Source organism: Rhizobium sp. No.120, from assembly GCF_054558365.1.
Window position 1 is genome coordinate 26732 of record NZ_BAAJNQ010000023.1, and the last position, 15476, is coordinate 42207.

General features: G+C 55.2%; 15 protein-coding genes and 1 pseudogene. 11 read left to right on the forward strand and 5 right to left on the reverse strand.

From position 1 onward, the window contains the following. Nucleotides 1–61: 61 nt before the first annotated feature. The 4 genes from ACYJRZ_RS30315 to wrbA all read right to left on the reverse strand — a co-directional run bounded on the left by ACYJRZ_RS30315 (nucleotide 62) and on the right by wrbA (nucleotide 4165). Nucleotides 62–433 carry a response regulator transcription factor gene (locus ACYJRZ_RS30315; RefSeq protein ID WP_152095345.1) on the reverse strand — a complete coding sequence of 124 codons (372 nt, stop codon included), beginning with the start codon at nucleotides 431–433 and terminating at the stop codon, nucleotides 62–64. 65 nt (nucleotides 434–498) lie between these two features. After that, on the reverse strand, nucleotides 499–1137 hold the full coding sequence (locus tag ACYJRZ_RS30320) for a response regulator transcription factor (protein ID WP_152095344.1): 639 nt from the start codon (nucleotides 1135–1137) through the stop codon (nucleotides 499–501). 86 nt (nucleotides 1138–1223) lie between these two features. Further along, nucleotides 1224–3296, reverse strand: coding sequence for a sensor histidine kinase (locus tag ACYJRZ_RS30325; protein ID WP_459465022.1), 2073 nt, complete (start codon nucleotides 3294–3296; stop codon nucleotides 1224–1226). A gap of 239 nt (nucleotides 3297–3535) precedes the next feature. After that, nucleotides 3536–4165, reverse strand: coding sequence for an NAD(P)H:quinone oxidoreductase (gene wrbA, locus ACYJRZ_RS30330; RefSeq protein ID WP_459465024.1), 630 nt, complete (start codon nucleotides 4163–4165; stop codon nucleotides 3536–3538). Between the two features lie 338 nt (nucleotides 4166–4503). On the opposite strand from wrbA, the gene ACYJRZ_RS30335 reads away from it, so the two are divergent. From ACYJRZ_RS30335 to ACYJRZ_RS30380, 10 genes are all read left to right on the forward strand, one after another. Beyond that, the gene (locus ACYJRZ_RS30335) at nucleotides 4504–5667 is read left to right on the forward strand and encodes a VOC family protein (RefSeq protein ID WP_459465026.1); all 1164 of its coding nucleotides are present in this window, start codon (nucleotides 4504–4506) and stop codon (nucleotides 5665–5667) included. Nucleotides 5668–5700: 33 nt separating this feature from the next. Then, nucleotides 5701–6819, forward strand: a complete 1119-nt coding sequence (locus ACYJRZ_RS30340) for an iron-containing alcohol dehydrogenase (protein ID WP_152095341.1) — start codon at nucleotides 5701–5703, stop codon at nucleotides 6817–6819. A gap of 14 nt (nucleotides 6820–6833) precedes the next feature. After that, a complete protein-coding gene (locus ACYJRZ_RS30345; protein ID WP_459465028.1) occupies nucleotides 6834–8177 on the forward strand; it encodes an amidase in 1344 nt (447 codons plus the stop codon). A 32-nt stretch (nucleotides 8178–8209) separates the two neighbouring features. After that, complete coding sequence (locus tag ACYJRZ_RS30350; RefSeq protein WP_113410308.1) at nucleotides 8210–8638, forward strand: CBS domain-containing protein; 429 nt, start codon at nucleotides 8210–8212, stop codon at nucleotides 8636–8638. A 100-nt stretch (nucleotides 8639–8738) separates the two neighbouring features. Continuing rightward, complete coding sequence (locus ACYJRZ_RS30355) at nucleotides 8739–9359, forward strand: glutathione S-transferase family protein (protein ID WP_459465030.1); 621 nt, start codon at nucleotides 8739–8741, stop codon at nucleotides 9357–9359. A 103-nt stretch (nucleotides 9360–9462) separates the two neighbouring features. Continuing rightward, nucleotides 9463–10923, forward strand: coding sequence for a mechanosensitive ion channel domain-containing protein (locus ACYJRZ_RS30360; protein ID WP_459465032.1), 1461 nt, complete (start codon nucleotides 9463–9465; stop codon nucleotides 10921–10923). Between the two features lie 146 nt (nucleotides 10924–11069). After that, nucleotides 11070–11783, forward strand: coding sequence for a nitroreductase (locus ACYJRZ_RS30365; RefSeq protein WP_095436711.1), 714 nt, complete (start codon nucleotides 11070–11072; stop codon nucleotides 11781–11783). Nucleotides 11784–11890: 107 nt separating this feature from the next. Beyond that, nucleotides 11891–12814 carry a LysR substrate-binding domain-containing protein gene (locus ACYJRZ_RS30370; protein ID WP_095436710.1) on the forward strand — a complete coding sequence of 308 codons (924 nt, stop codon included), beginning with the start codon at nucleotides 11891–11893 and terminating at the stop codon, nucleotides 12812–12814. Between the two features lie 127 nt (nucleotides 12815–12941). After that, a complete protein-coding gene (locus ACYJRZ_RS30375) occupies nucleotides 12942–13394 on the forward strand; it encodes an Rrf2 family transcriptional regulator (protein ID WP_459465035.1) in 453 nt (150 codons plus the stop codon). A 10-nt stretch (nucleotides 13395–13404) separates the two neighbouring features. After that, the gene (locus ACYJRZ_RS30380) at nucleotides 13405–14337 is read left to right on the forward strand and encodes a LysR family transcriptional regulator (RefSeq protein ID WP_152095335.1); all 933 of its coding nucleotides are present in this window, start codon (nucleotides 13405–13407) and stop codon (nucleotides 14335–14337) included. Here the strand turns inward: ACYJRZ_RS30380 and ACYJRZ_RS30385 are convergent. After that, entirely contained in the window at nucleotides 14303–15205 is a 903-nt protein-coding gene (locus ACYJRZ_RS30385; RefSeq protein WP_459465037.1) for a LysR family transcriptional regulator, read from the reverse strand. The genes ACYJRZ_RS30380 and ACYJRZ_RS30385 overlap by 35 nt on opposite strands. On the opposite strand from ACYJRZ_RS30385, the pseudogene ACYJRZ_RS30390 reads away from it, so the two are divergent. After that, nucleotides 15190–15459: pseudogene (locus ACYJRZ_RS30390) on the forward strand (ATP-binding protein); the annotation flags it as partial. The gene ACYJRZ_RS30385 and the pseudogene ACYJRZ_RS30390 overlap by 16 nt on opposite strands. Nucleotides 15460–15476: the final 17 nt, after the last annotated feature.

Consider the following 15476-nt stretch of genomic DNA (forward strand, 5'->3'; position numbering starts at 1 on the left):
GGCTATTCTGATGCCGCTAGTCGACACGGGACGCAGGTCCGAGTTCCGCTCGACGTGAGCGTCAATGCCGGCTCTTAGTAGAGATGAAAGCGAGCAGTTCAGCGGAGTTGATTGGCTTTTCCAAAAAGCCTACAGCGCCGCCGCTCATAGCAGCCGCTTTGGTCCGGGCGTCGGCAAAGGAGGTCATGATGCATACCGGCGGGCCCCCTTGCTTGACCAGGGACTCCAAAAGTTGCAGGCCGCTAGTGCCCGGCATTTTGAGATCGGCGAGTACACAATGCACTTTGCTCACATCACCAGAGGCGAGGAATTCGTCCGCGGAACAGTATGTCTTGCTGCGAATGCCTATAGCCTCGAAGAAGTCGTGGAGCGACTCCAGCAAAAAGTGATCATCATCAACTATGGCGACCGTGGTGGGGGGCTTGAGACGCATTGAACCTCTGTTGTGTCGCTGGCCGTATTGAGCCTGACGTTGATTGTTGTCGGGAGGCTTAAGACCTAGCTGATAAGCTCATATTGCCGAACCAGGTCGGCTAAAGATTTCGCGCGCATCTTCCGCATCACGCTGCCGCGATGAAGCTTGACCATGATTTCGCTGATCCCGAGTTCAAACGCGATTTGCTTATTCATCAGGCCACTGGCCACCAGCCAGAAAATCTGGGTCTCACGAGGAGTAAGGGTGTTAGCGCGGGATCGGATTTCTATGCGCTGGGATCTTTCCGGGTGTTGGTCCCGATCCAAAGAAAAGGCTGCTTCAATTGCATTAAGAAGATCGGTCGTGCTGAGCGGCTTCTGAAGAAAGTCTATGGCTCCGGCCTTCATCGCGGTAACACTTGTCGCCACGTCGCCATGTGCGGTCATAAACACTATCGGCAGATCGAACCCGTTAGCACTCAGCTTCGCCTGAAACTCGATGCCATCAACCCCTGGGAGGCGGACATCAAGAAGAACACATCCCGAATCGGCCTTCGAAGCCCTTTCAAAAAACGAAGCGGCGTCCTCGAACGCTCTCGCCTCGATATCGAGCGATTGGAAGAGATCTAGGAGCGATAGACGAAACTGTTCGTCGTCCTCCACAATATGGACGACCTGTCGCGGCACAAATGGGGGCTCGATGGATTTGGCAGTGTCCGCCATGTCAGGTCCTCCAAGCGGGATTGATGGCATCAGATCATGGTACATTCTACTACTCATCCCTCCTCGAACAAGTAAACCAACGTTTGCTATCTCTTTGCAATTCCACGAGGAACGGTTTCAATTGCAACTTCTTGCGAGCCGTCAACGATCGGCAACGTTACGCGGAAGACTGCGCCGCAGGTCCCAGCATTTTCAGCCCAGATCGTTCCGCCATGATCGCCAATGATCGATCGGCAAATCGCTAGCCCCATTCCCATCCCGTCTGCCTTCCGCGAAAAGAAGCCCTCGAAAATTCTGTCTAAGTCATCGGCTTGCACGCCACCTCCGGTGTCCCTAACTACGAGCGTTATCTTGCCGGCGGCCTGAGCCGTCTCAATTGAGATTTCGCGGGTGCGCGAATTGTTGGCCGCTATTGCTTGAATACCGTTGATGAGAAGGTTGACGATAACCTGCTGGAGCTGGACACGGTCACCCATCGTCCGGGGAAGCCCGCCTGCGAGCTTGGTCGTAAGCGCAATGTGATGCGTCTGGCTCTCTGATCGTACGAACAGGGCGGCTTCCCGCACAATGTCATTGATATCAACAAAGTCACGAACCGGGTCGGATTTTACCGCCATGTCCTTTATTCGTCGGATTACTTCGTTCGCCCTATGGGCGTTCTCCATGATCCGTGACATGATCGACCTTACTTTGGGAAGGTTTGGCTCACCTCGAGTAAGCAAGCGAATTCCCGTATCGGCGTCCGTAACGATAACTGAAAGCGGCTGACGCACTTCGTGCGCAATCGACGTCACCAATTCACCGAGAGCGGAAATGCGGGCGGCGTGGGCAAAATCGGCTTCGATCTTCCTCAGTTGCCGCTCGATCCGACGCTGTTCTGTGACGTCGATCATCATTATCAACGTCTTATCCAACTTCTCCGGATATTGAGGAAACGTAACGTAGAACAGAACGTCGAGAAGCTCGCCATCGAACGTAAGAATTCTCATTTCCTCGCTGTAGTTCCGCCCTCCTTCGAAGTGGGCAATGACCACACGAGAAGCGGCAGCCGGTGTACCGGCGAAGAGATATGATACGTCTTGTAGGAAGTCTTCTCGTCTGTTTCCTCGGAAGAGGCGCATCGCACTTTCGTTGATCTCCGTTACGACGACTGCCTCGCTGGCAAAACGCACCAAGTCGGGTTGCTCCGAAAGGTAATCCTCGATGTTATCAATGCCGGACGCCTTGAGATTTTCGATAACGCCACTCATGACGCGAGCATCCACCTGCCACACGGGAAGGGGTATGTTGTCGATCAGATTTCGGTAGCGCTGCTCGCTCGCTGCGATTTCCCAATAGGTCTCGGGATCGCTCCACGATCCAGTCACGCTGACGGAAATGAGTGAGGGATGCTCGGTGCTGGCGCGCCATACGGTAAGCGTGTCGGCTCCGACGATACGTCTAATAATTGGGATGTCGTCCTCTGCCATCAGCAGCATGGCGAGTGTCATATCCAATAGAGCATCCCTGTGGTTCTTTGGCCAGCAGCGGTATGCGCTTTTACCAATGACTGCAGCAGGAGAGCCCTCGTTTGCAAACAGTTTGGCGGCAGTGAGGTTCAGATCTTTAATTTTGAGATGGTCAGCCACGAAACGGGGATCCGAAGCGGATAGATGGTTTGGTCCGCCTTCGCCGCCACTGGCCATTTTCCGGAGTGCCGTGGTCGCACTCGATACATCGATACTCCAGACTGCCACCCAGTCCCTTTGGATGCCGACCGAATGCCCCTCGACTATGCGCGGATCTGCCCGGCGACCAAGTTCGATGAAGAGATCCGTGGCGTTTGTTTCGGCTCGATGATATCTCACTCGGATTTCAACGAGCAACGGTATCCCGTCCGCCGTACGTCGTTGGACGATACCCTGCCAAGAGCGCTTTGAGACTAAGTGGTCCAGCCCAGGCCCATCAATTGACTCCCCGAACAGTTCAGCCGCGGTCTTTCCGATTGCTTCCGAATTTACGACACCATAAAGCAGATGGGACGCCTCGTTCCAATGAACGATGCATCCTTCCGCGTCATAGATAACAATGCTTTCGCTCGACGCATCAGCGATGTCGACAACCAAGCTGTCCATAGCGCGCTTCGCTGAACCGATCCTGTTGTTAACTCTTTCAGCCATCCGACTTCTTCAAGAGCAATTGGGTTGGTGCTGCCAATGTTCGAACACCCACCGAAAGGCTAACGGTCTTCGAGAAATTGCGAACGCTGTGGGATTTTCCGAGTTCACCATCGAACACCGAATGGAAACGGCAAAACCGCCGATCCATAGGGGCAAGGATCTTTTCCGACTGAAGCTGGATTTTGACATGCCTGCCTCGGTCGAGGACGGTGTGCCGATGACACACCGTCCTCTCGATATCAGGCGGTAGCGCCAGGTATTTTTGCATGGAGCAGCCCGCGCGCCACCGAGGTGACCCGACGACCCTGGAAGCGTGCCACAGCCAAATGATCGTCGTTTGGTTTCAGGCTGTCGCGGGCGGAGACGTGCGTTGCGCCGTAGGGAGTGCCGGCCTTGAACATCGCGGGGTCCGCGTAGCCGAGTGGAACGATGATAAGTCCGAGATGTGCCATCGGCGTATAGATGGACAGCAGCGTCGACTCATTTCCACCGTGGAGGGAAGAGGTAGCTCCGAAAACAGAGCCGACCTTGCCATTGAGTTTGCCTTGGAACCAGAGCCCGCCGAGGCCATCGATATAGGCCTTGAGTTCGGACGAAATAGAGCCAAAGCGCGTAGGTGTCCCGAATACGATCGCATCTGCCCATTCGGCGTCCGCCTCGCTCGGAGCTTCGTATTTCTGGTTCATGGCCTGCGCGTTCTCGCGCCAGCCCGGCACCTGAGACATGATGTCGTCACCGACAAATTCGCGCGCGCGACGAAGGCGTACCTCTGCGCCCTCTTCGATCGCTCCCTGTGCGATAGCGTTTGCTAGAATTTCGGTAGAACTGTTCCGCGAATAGAATGCGATCAGCACCTTTGGTTTCGACATATCTGCCTCCGAGTTATCGCTGCTGGCTCATGCCACAGCCGTGCCCGGAAAATGGCGAACCCCGACCTCCCTAAAAAGCCGTCAAAAGCCGGAATGTGCGTCCAAAAACTTGGACGATCGCTTCGCAAACGTCGTCCTAGCCAGCGCTTCCGTGTGAATATCGGCCTCGGGTGAGGGGCTACGCGGGCGGATTGACACCACTCGCGCGGTTTGCGTCCATAATTTTGGACGCTCCGTTTCTGTCGCGCCGACTTCAGATGGAAGGAACCTGGCCATACGGTTGCAGTCGATCGAGCCAGCCAAAGCCGTGCACGAACGAAAAACAGCAAAGGTGGAACATGAACCAGATGATCATCAGAGGCGTCAATAGCCAGACTTTCGTTGCAGCCAATATCAAGCGGACGGAGGACTTCTACAACAGAGTCCTCGGCTTGCCGGTCGTCAAGCGGACGGTTCATCACCATGACGCCCGTCTTCCGATTGTCACCTTTGGTTTCCAGTCGGTCGGAAGTGAGCCACATCGTGGCGAAACCATCACGTATATCGAATGGAATCCAATTTTCTATATGATGCCAGATGGAGGCTTCGTCGAAGAGAATTCCACGCGTGACGGCGTCTCCAATCCTCGGGTTGGAGATCCCAAGGGACGTTGGGGCGCTGGTACGAACCATCATCTTGCTCTGCACGTGCCGAACAGGGACGGACTTCTGAAGTGGAAGCGCCGCCTTTCCGATCACGGCGTCCACGTAACCGGGCCCTACAATCGGCATTACTTTCACGCGATCTACCTGCGCGATCCCGACGGCGCGATTATTGAAATAGCGACGACGGAGCCGGGATTCGGCCATGACGAGGCCGTCCTCGGCTCAGGATTTCGACCGCAGCCTAAGGAGAACCTGATAGGTGGTCGCGATGAATTGCAAGTCGCCGCTGAAACCTGGCCGCAACCGCTGCCCCAAGTCACATCCGATTTCGCCCTTCGAGGCTTTCACCACATCACATCTATTTCGAGCAACGCGGAGAGAACCGAGAACTTCTTCGTAGAGAAGGTCGGACTTAGGCTCATCAAGAAGACCGACTATCTCGACGAGAAGGGCGGAACTCATTTCTATTATGCCTGCGACGAGGACCTATCGCCCGGCTCAGTGCTCACCTTCTTCGGTCTGCCCGGATACACGAGCGGTCGGCTTGGTACTGGACTTTCGCATCACTTTGCATTGGAAGTGGAAAACGATGCCGCTCTCGCTGACGAACACGCGCGGTTCAAGAAAGTCGGGATCGACGTGTCGAAAATTCAGGACACGGTATACGCACGCCAATTTCTGTTCCGTGATCCGGATGGCCATATTTGTGCTCTTTCCACACCGAATCGTTTTTCGATAGACGAAGACACCGGCTTCTTAGGCCAGAAGCTATGCCTACCGGAACATCTTGAGAGCGAACGCCGCGAGATCGAACGCCATATCGCGTATCGCCCCGCACCGGTGCCGGTGCTGCCGTAAACGACGACAAGCCCTCGATGGCAGGAGTGAAGCATGCAGCAGCTTGATTTTCTACCGCAAGAAAAAGTCGTCTGGGGCCGCGATATCCTGGCCGATGCCCTTATGAAACTTAGTCTTTACGGCATCGAGAGGCCTATATTGTTCACGGTGGAGCCGTTGGCTGGGCTAGCAAATGAGGTGATCGCCTCCATCGGCTCCGACATCGTGGGCGAATTCCTAGACTTTCCGCCGCACGTTCCTGAGACGGCCGTCAATAGCGCTTTGCGGGCTTGCGAAAGCACAGGAGCGAAATCGATCATCGCTCTTGGAGGCGGCTCGGTACTCGACGCGGCAAAAGCCGTGTCGCACTTCTACCAAGTTCGGCACGGTAAGAATCTTCCGATTGCTGCTCTTCCCACCACATTGTCGGGTTCAGAGTTTTCGCATTATTTTGGTGTTACCGAAACGGTTGGGGAGATCAAGTTCAAGCGGAGCTACGCGGTTAGGGAGACGGCTCCTCGGGTCGTAATCATCGACCCGGAACTAATCCGAGGTACGCCGCGACAGCTACTACTTTCTTCCGCAATCAAGGGAATCGATCATGCTGTTGAGGGGATGCGGTTAGTGGAGGCAGACCATCCGCACGCGGTTCTCGCGGCCAGCGGTGTGGCTCGTTTCTTGGGTGTTCTCAATCGGTGGCCTTCAGAGGGCGAGACGCAGCACGCGCTCGATGCTGGATCAATCACACTTGACGACTTACTTCAACTTCAGTTGGCTGCCTGGCAGTGTTATTTCTTTCCAGCGTCCGTAATTTACGGCTTGAGCCACCGTATCGGTCACATTCTTGGCGGAACCTTCGGGGTACCGCACAGCCTCACGTCCTGCATCACGCTGGCTCCGGTCATCGAAGCCTGCGCGTCCTTTTACGGGGACAAGCTCAGAATATTCAATGCCCAAGCCGGTGGACGCGAAGCTGCTTCCGCTCTCTCAAGTGACATCAGCGGCATTGTGACGTTCCTCGGATTGCCCTCAAAACTGAGGGAGATCGGCTTCGACAGAAGCTTGATTTCGAATGTTGCCGAATTGCTAGTCGAGAATTATCCCCGGGAGGTCGCAGATCTCGGTGTAGACGCGCGCACCAAACTTTCCGATCTCCTCGAGAGCCTCTGGTAGGAAATGGAGCCGACGTGACACACTCGCTAGCCGGACTGCTATCAGACTATGCCGCCGGGCGACTGCTACCGACTGCTGTAGTTGAGGCGGCAATTGCATCTGCTCAGAGCTGCCGCACCGAAATCCGCGCATTCGCGGAAATTGACGCCCTTGGGGCGCGGCTGTCCGGAGCTGTGTCGGACGACCGCTACCGGGACCGGAAGGCACGAGCACTCGAAGGCATACCTGTTGCCGTCAAGGATCTCTTTGATACAGCCGGTTTGGCAACACGGTATGGCTCGCCGGCCTACTCTGAGAACATGCCGTCCGCCGACGCTGAGATTATCCGCATCCTAAGAAAGAGGGGGGCCGCTATTATCGGCAAGACGACCACCCATGAATTCGCATGGGGCGTGACAACAGCGAGTGATTACTTTGGCGATACATTGAACCCATGGGATCACGGTAAAATCCCGGGCGGTTCGAGCGGCGGTATGGCAGCGGCGATCGCCTATGGAACTGTCAGCGCGGGGCTTGGAACCGACACCGGCGGCTCGGTTCGTATTCCCGCGGCCCTCTGCGGGGTTGTTGGTTTCAAGCCGACTTACGGGTTGCTCTCAACAGAGGGTGTCTTTCCTCTTGCGCCGTCACTGGACCATGTCGGGGTGATGGGGAGAGCCGTCGGTGATGTGGAGATGGTTGTGTCTGCCCTCGGCATTAGGAACGATATCGCGCCGCGAACCTCGCGGTATCGAATAGGTGTCGCGGGCAAAACCAATGATCTTCCGATTTCTTCGGACGTCCAGCGTTCGCTCGAGAAGGCTTATGCTGTTCTCGAACCTCACTATGATTTGGTCGAGGTGGGAGAACTGCCGTCGTTTAAGCGAGGATTTGAAGCTTTCGCTGGGATTGTTCTTGCCGAAGGTGGCATGGTCCATTTCAGCCGGCACGATAGAGAGTATGTCCAGGCATCGTACGGCCCCGAGACCGCTAGCCGCCTTGCAATGGCTGAGGAGACAACGATCAGGACCTATGCGGACAGTCAACAAGTTCGCCGAGTGTTCGTTCATCAGCTCGATAACGCGATGGCCGATCTTGACTTCTTACTCCTGCCAACGTGTCCATGCACGGCTCCAGCCGTCGGAGCTGATCAGATTACGATTGGTTCGTGGAACGGCAGCGTTCGAGAGGCGCTGATGTTCTATACCGCGCCATTCAACCTTGCGGGCATGCCAGCCTTATCGTTGCCGATATCTCGAGCCGAGGCAGACGGGATGCCAGTCGGATTGCAGATCGCCGCTAGGAGGGGTCGAGACAACGGGCTTCTGGCCTTCGCGTCTGAAGTTGAGGCGCATCTGGTGTTGGCGCGGCCGAGTTGATCTCAGGTAACCATGAACGGGGAGAGGACTAAATGTCTGTGCATGCCATTTTAATGGAGAAGGGGTGCAATGTTGTAACTGCTTCTGGCACCGATACCGTGAAGGACGCGTGTCGCTTGCTTCACTCGAACCATATTGGTGCGGTAATCATCGTTGACCGCGAGAACCGGATCGAGGGCATATTTACTGAGCGGGATGTAGTCAGCGCAATTGTTCAGCGCGGGATTTCCTGCATGGAGCTGCAACTCTCGGAAGTCATGTGGAAGAATGTCTTCTCTTGCAGCCGAACGACTAGCATCAATGGTCTGATGGACGTCATGAATAAACAAAAAGCTCGCCATCTGCCGGTGGAACACGACGGCCGGCTGGCAGGCATAGTCTCAATTGGCGACGCTGTCAGGCATCACATCCGAGCCATAGAATACGAGGCCGAATATATAAGGTCATACATCACTGGTTGAGGCGGATGAATCGAATGCAAGCCTAAATTTGATAGCCATACCGCGAGGTTAAGGGCTAGAGTGTGACTCGCTAGATTGAAAAGGCGAGGGAACGCACGCGATGCTCAGACTCTATGACAGCCGTTATTCAGGCAACTCATGGAAGATAAGGATCCTGCTAAACCAGCTAAAGTTGCCCTTCGAAAGACGCACCCTCGACCTGGAGGCGGGTGAGACGAAGACCGACAATTTCTATAAGCTGAGCCGTTTCAGCCGCGTCCCCGTTCTTGAGCTCGAAGACGGGCGGAGTGTAGTCGAGTCGGCTGCCATCCTTCTCTACCTAAGCGAAGGGACACAATACCTTTACGACGATCCGTATCTCCGATCGCAGGTCATAGGCTGGATGTTTTTCGAACAGGGAGACCTCCAACGCTTTCTTGCTATGGCCAGGGTCTACCATATTCGTGGATTGGCCGACAAAATGTCGCAACAGATCGAGCGACTGCACGCTGACGGCTATCTCGGTCTTGAAAAGTTGGAGCGTTGGCTGGCAAACCGTGAGTGGTTGGTGGGTGATAGATACACGGTCGCCGACTTGGCGGTCTTTGCATACGTGTGTCTGGCACATCAGGGAAAATATGAGATGGAACGGTTTGTTGCCATTGCCGGATGGCTCGCGCGAGTGAGGGCACAGCCGGGCTGGATCGACATATTCGATCAGAGCCCCTACCAATTGGTTTAGTATCGAGAGAGCCCGTCAGAGGGTAGACTGCTTTCAAAAATCCTCTGAGAGGCGACGGGATAAGCGGCTTTGCGCGCATATCTCGCCGCAAACACGGGCTCGTATGTCTCAAAACACCATTTTTCTTACCACCTTGATAGATTTGCTCGGCATAACCGGCATTGTCGTGTGGCACCTCCAGGGCCGGTCTCGACCAAACGAAAGACTTGTAACGCAGATCTTCTTCTTTCTAGCGATGACCGCGGTGCTTGTTAGCGCACGCATTATGCCTTTCCGGTTCGACGCGCCGCACTTGGACGGAACCGGTTCACTCGTCGTCATGGCTAAGATACTCTGGTGGACGCACCTCTCTTGGGCCACGATCGGGTTTGTAAGGATCTACATCGTGCTCGACGGAAGGCCCCGGGAAGCACGCCTTATACAGGACCTCCTAGTTGCAATCGTCTACCTCGGGGTACTGCTTTCTGTCATGGCATTCGTCTTCGGCGTGCCAATCGGAACCATTCTCGCCACCTCAGGGGTGTTCGCGATCATTCTCGGCCTCGCGCTTCAGAACACTCTAGGCGATGTTTTCTCGGGCATCGCGTTAACTCTCGGAAGACCATACACGATCGGAGACTGGATATCGCTTGCCGATGGAACTGAGGGTCGCGTCGTCGCAAGCAACTGGCGTTCGACTTATTTTCTTACGGGCACCCAAAACCTGGTTGTGATGCCGAATAGCGTCCTGGCTAAGCAGGGTTTGACGAACGTTAGCAAACCAGATGAAACGCATCAGGTCATGTTAGATGTCCGTATTGTCCCGACCCATACTCCCGGCTTTGTGCTCAAGGTGATGCTGGATGCCCTCAGCAGCTGCAATAGCATTGTCCAAGAGCCGCCATCAAGCGCATCCTTGATGGGTATCGACGGGGCAGCAATCGACATTCAACTCTTCTTCAGGGTTACAAGCCTGGCTCAGCGTAGCGCGGCCAGAAATGATGTCATCGATCTTGTATATAGGCATTGCCTTGCTAACGGGCTTGTTCTGGCGAGGCCGGTGGGGAGCCAGATTATTCAAGACGGCCAAATCAATCCTCCCAAGAGTTCGGCGTTGACGTTGTTGAAGTCAATCCCGCTTTTCTCGGATCTCACGGAAGAGGAGCAAGATGCGGTCGCCGCCGGCGCGATCGAAAAGAAGACGGATTCGGGGGAGGAGTTATTGGCAAAGGGGTCCGTCTCGACCAGGCTGCTGATCGTTCGCGAGGGAGTCGCTTTGCGACGCGATCAAGGTGAGATCGTCAAGAGACTAGCTCCCGGCGACGTCCTTGGAGCCTGGGGGGTATTTGCAGGGCAGCCCGAGGAAAGCCAGTCTCTTACCTTGACACCTGCCGTATTCTACGAGGTCGAGAAGTCAGTGTTCGATAGCCTCGCTATAGAGCGGCCACTCTTAATCAAGGACCTGGCGAGACGACTGCACCGACATGGATCACATAACGAGGCTGGCTCACCTCCTCCGAACCATTCGGACGGATCGCGAGCCGACCTCGTGCACGCGATTAGGAGCATGTTCGGTGGGCACTAACCACCGCATGCTTTGGAGGACGAATGCCACCGCGCCCGGAGCCATCGTTCAAGTGGTTGGAACATGCGTACAAGCATAGGAACTTCTAAAACTCTATAGAGCTATTACCATTCTTAACAGCTCAAAAAAATGAAAGGGGAGCTGTCATGCAGGCAAATCTGAAACCGGATGAATCCGACATCGATCGAGCATCTACTGTTGATCAAATTATGATGGAAAGACGCGCCAAACGGGGCTTTTTGAATACGCCGGTCCCGCGCGAAACCGTCAACGACATTCTCAATGCAGCTCGCTTTGCCCCTAGTTCCAGCAATACCCAACCGTGGCGCTGCTACGTCCTGACGGGCAGCGCGAGAGACCGGATCACATCAAAAGCAGTCGAGACCTTTCGGGCGGGTCCGGAAAAGTTGGCACCAGAGTATCCGTTCTTCCCGCAGCCGCTGCACGACCCGTTCATCGGTCGCTTCAATCAATTTCGTGGTCAACTGGGCGATGCGGTTGGCGTTCCTCGGAGTGATAAGTACGGCAGACTCAAGGACGTCGAGCGTCAATTCAGATTCTTCGAAGCCCCGGTGGGTATAATTTTCACCATGGATCGGAAGCTTGAGTGGGCAAGTTTCATCTGCTACGGGTGCTTTCTGCAGAACATGATGCTTGCGGCCAGGGCGAGAGGACTGGATACATGTGCACAGCAGATTTGGTCGCTACAGCATCGATTGCTTCGCGAGGAGCTCGGATTTCCCGAAACTGACATGGTAATCGCGGGCATGTCGTTGGGCTGGGCCAACAACACTCTCCCTGAAAACAACATGGTGAATCATAAGCTAGCGATCGAGGATTTCGTCGAATTCGTAAGCTGAACGCGTCAGCCACTTGACGTCATACTACGAAGCCGCCGATTAATTGGTCGTCGCGAGGTCTCGCGGGGACCTTTTCGTGTTTACACGCGCCAAAGTGATAGGTGCCAATGCTCGATCTCAAAGATGTGTACTTCTTTGTTCAAGTCGTAGATCGCGGCGGCTTTACCGCAGCTGGCGAAAGCCTTCGCGTGCCGAAGTCAACCCTCAGTCATAGGGTCCGCGAACTTGAGGATTCCTTGGGTGTACGGCTGATCAACCGCACCTCTAGACAATTCGGCATGACGGACGTAGGGGCAGAGTTCTACCAGTATGCTCTCCACATGCTTCAATCGGCAGACACCGCCGAGGAGTTCGTCCGCCAGAGATTACACGAGCCCAGCGGTACGATCAGGATCACGACCGCGGTCGAGATTGCTCAGTTTGCCCTGCGGGACGTCATCCCAACCTTTTTGAACAGATATCCTAAGGTGAAGATTGTTGAGATCGCAACCGATCGGTTGGTCGACATGGTTGCCGAGGGATTCGATTTAGCGCTCCGCGGCCATGTCGCGTCCCTTCAGAACTCAACCTTGGTTCAAAGAGGGATTGCCAGTGTGCCTTGGTATCTATTTGCAAGTCCACAGTACCTGAAGCAGGCGGGCGACCTGTCCAAGCCGGAAGATCTTACCTCACATTCCACGCTGGCTAACGACCGCCACGGAGCCGAGCTATGGCGTCTTAAAGGTCCGGTAGGTCAGGAGATTGAGGTTCCCATAGAACCAAGATTTCTGAGCAACAACATGATCGCTCTGAAGGAAGCGGCGTGCGCGAACCTCGGCGTTGCTGCATTGCCTGGATATATGTGCCGAGAGGAAATAGAGGCCGGGAGATTATACCAGATATTGCCGGGCTGGATGGCCGCCGACGCTCGCATGAGTGCACTTATGCCATATAAGAACGGGCTCCTCCCTGCTGTCCGGTCGCTCGTCGATTTTCTCGCGATCGAAGTCCCCAAGGTGACTGCTTTCACTCCCCGATCGGCAGATGACTAGAGCAGTGCGTCGGCGACTGTTACCCAAACCTGAGTTTACTACAAACAAAACGCCACCCCGATTACTCTTGGCCGCCGTTCGATGACTCGGACGCGACGACCCAAGGTGCGGCATCTGGTGTAGAATTATGAGGCTGCGGACGCAGGTAAAACAGGCAATACAGTGTTGTGCGCTTCTGGCGGTTCGCTCCGGCAATTGTATGACAACGCGTGCGCTCTCCGCGACTTTCGACCTGCCCAAGGATTATCTTGCGAAGACGCTGCAGGCACTCGCTCATGCGAAGATCGTAACCGCTTCATACGGTCCTGGTGGCGGTTATCGATTGAGTAGAGAGGCGCGCGGGATTTCCATTCTGGAAATCATCGAGGCAATAGAAGGTCCAATCGACAGCCCGAGGTCCAAAGGCTCCATGCTCGCCACTGCTGAACCGCCAGCTCAAGCTCTAAATCAGGCGGTCGAACGGTTAATCGAGGAGGTCAACGCGGCGTGGCAATCGGTGCTCGCAGGATTGACCATTGAGGATCTGCTCGGGGAGGTAGGGCCGAGTCAGCGGGCGTCACAGGGCGAGAGCTGGGAATAGGCGGATCTCGGTGTACGATCTCCTAAGTGAAACCACGGGCTTGCTTGCTTTTTGCCGAACTGTCGAGACGGGCTCATTTACCGCAGCCTCGCGTAGTATTGGAACTAGCCCCTCATCTGCCTCAAAGGCTGTATCGCGGCTGGAGGCGGTTCTTGGAGCGAAGCTGTTCCGGCGCACCACAAGGACGCTCACGCTAACACAGGAAGGCGAGGCACTCTTCGAGCGAATGCGTCCCATACTAGACCTCATCGAGCAAGCAGGCGATGTCGTCCAGTTTAGTCAAAACACATCGGGTCACCTACGCGTCAGCTTACCAGGTGAATTCGGTAGGCAGCTTCTTGGACCAATTTTCGAGAAGTTCATGGTGGTGCATCCGGGTATATCGCTGCAGCTGGACATGACTGACCGCCACGCGGACGTCGTCCGTGATGGATACGACGCAGCGTATCGTGTAGGCTTTGCAGACCAGAATTCTCTCATTTCCCGCACTCTTGCACAGTTGGATATGGCCGTGGTGGCTTCGCCGTCGTTTGAAGCGACACGTGGCAAGTCGGTGACAGCCGAAATGCTGCGAGAGTTGCCCTTTGCGCGATACTCGATTGGTGGGCGGACCTATCCAGTTCAGCTTGCCGATGGAACAGAGTTTATTCCAAAGGGCCGACTGGATCTCGACACAGCCGCGGCAATCCATCAGGCGGCGAGATCCGGAATCGGGCTCGCATATGTGATCAAACTGATCGTACAAGAAGACCTTGCGCGCGGCACGCTATTTGAGGTGATCCCGTCGGCAAGCCTCAAGAGGATGCCGTTCCAGGTTCTCCATGCGCTTGGCAGGATGCCTACCCACCGCTTGCAGGTGTTTACCGAATTCGTTTCCGAAACCGTAAGAGCGCTTCAAGAGGGCGACCTTAAATTCGATCCGCTTCAGCCTCTTCCCGCGTAGCCTCGAGTTGGCCTGCGCCTTTCACGTGTGAGATGCCGGCCTGAATCCGCGCTGCCGTTTCTCGCAAGCAGTCACGCAGCCAAGAGTGTGCGAGATTGCTGGTGTGCCTCGGGTGCCAGAACATACGTTCATGTATATCGGGCAACGCTATGGGCGGCTCAACGCCAACAACCTGCGGGACGCCCAGTTCGGAAATTGCTCTCTCCAGCACCAAACTAATAAGATTGGACTGACGCAATAGGAAGGGGACTAGCACGAAACTCTCGACAGTCACTGTAATCCGCCGGTTAACACCTTCGCGCGCCAGATGCTGGTCGGCCAAGTTGAATTGCCGATCAGGTCCGATACCATATGCGAGGTGGGACGCATTTAGGAATGCCTCCAGCGAAACCTTATCTGATTTCCCAATAATCGCGTTTTGCGAATCAACAGCGCAAAGCCAACGGTCGCTCAGCAGGGGCTCAGAGGGAAAATCGCTGTCCGGCAATAGCTCGTAAGGCTCGATCACGACGTCCACCAAATCCTCGTGGAGCATTCTTTCAGTGTCATGCGAGCGAGGGACAAGGTGAAGTGTGATGTGTGGCGCTTCTGTTTCTAGACGCTTTAGCAGCGGGCCGAGTAGCACGAGGACCGCATAGTCCGACGCGCTTATTGTAAAAGTTCTTGCGTCGTGATGAGGGTCAAAGCCCCCTTGTTGCATTAGTGTTTGCTGAACCTTGCTCAAAGCGTCTTTCAGCGGTTCGATCAAATTCTCCGCGTTCTGGGTCAGCGCAAGCCGGCGACCAACCCGTACTAATAACGGGTCATGAAACATGTCCCTCAATCGGCTGAGAGCCGCGCTCGTAGCCGATTGGCTCAGTCCTACCATCTCACCTGCTCAGCAAACTCTACGAGCGAACCAGTGTCATCATTACGACGAACCTCAGCTTCAGCGAATGGGCCAGTGTCTTCGGTGATGCCAAGATGACCACGGCATTGCTCGATCGGCTTACCCATCATTGTCACATCCTTGAAACCGGAAACGACAGCTTCCGCTTCAAGAACAGCTCTGCGCACGACACTAAATCGACAAAAGAGAAACCGAGGAACTTGACCACGACCGCAGACCCGAAACATACCTAACAGGCGGGTCAATTCTC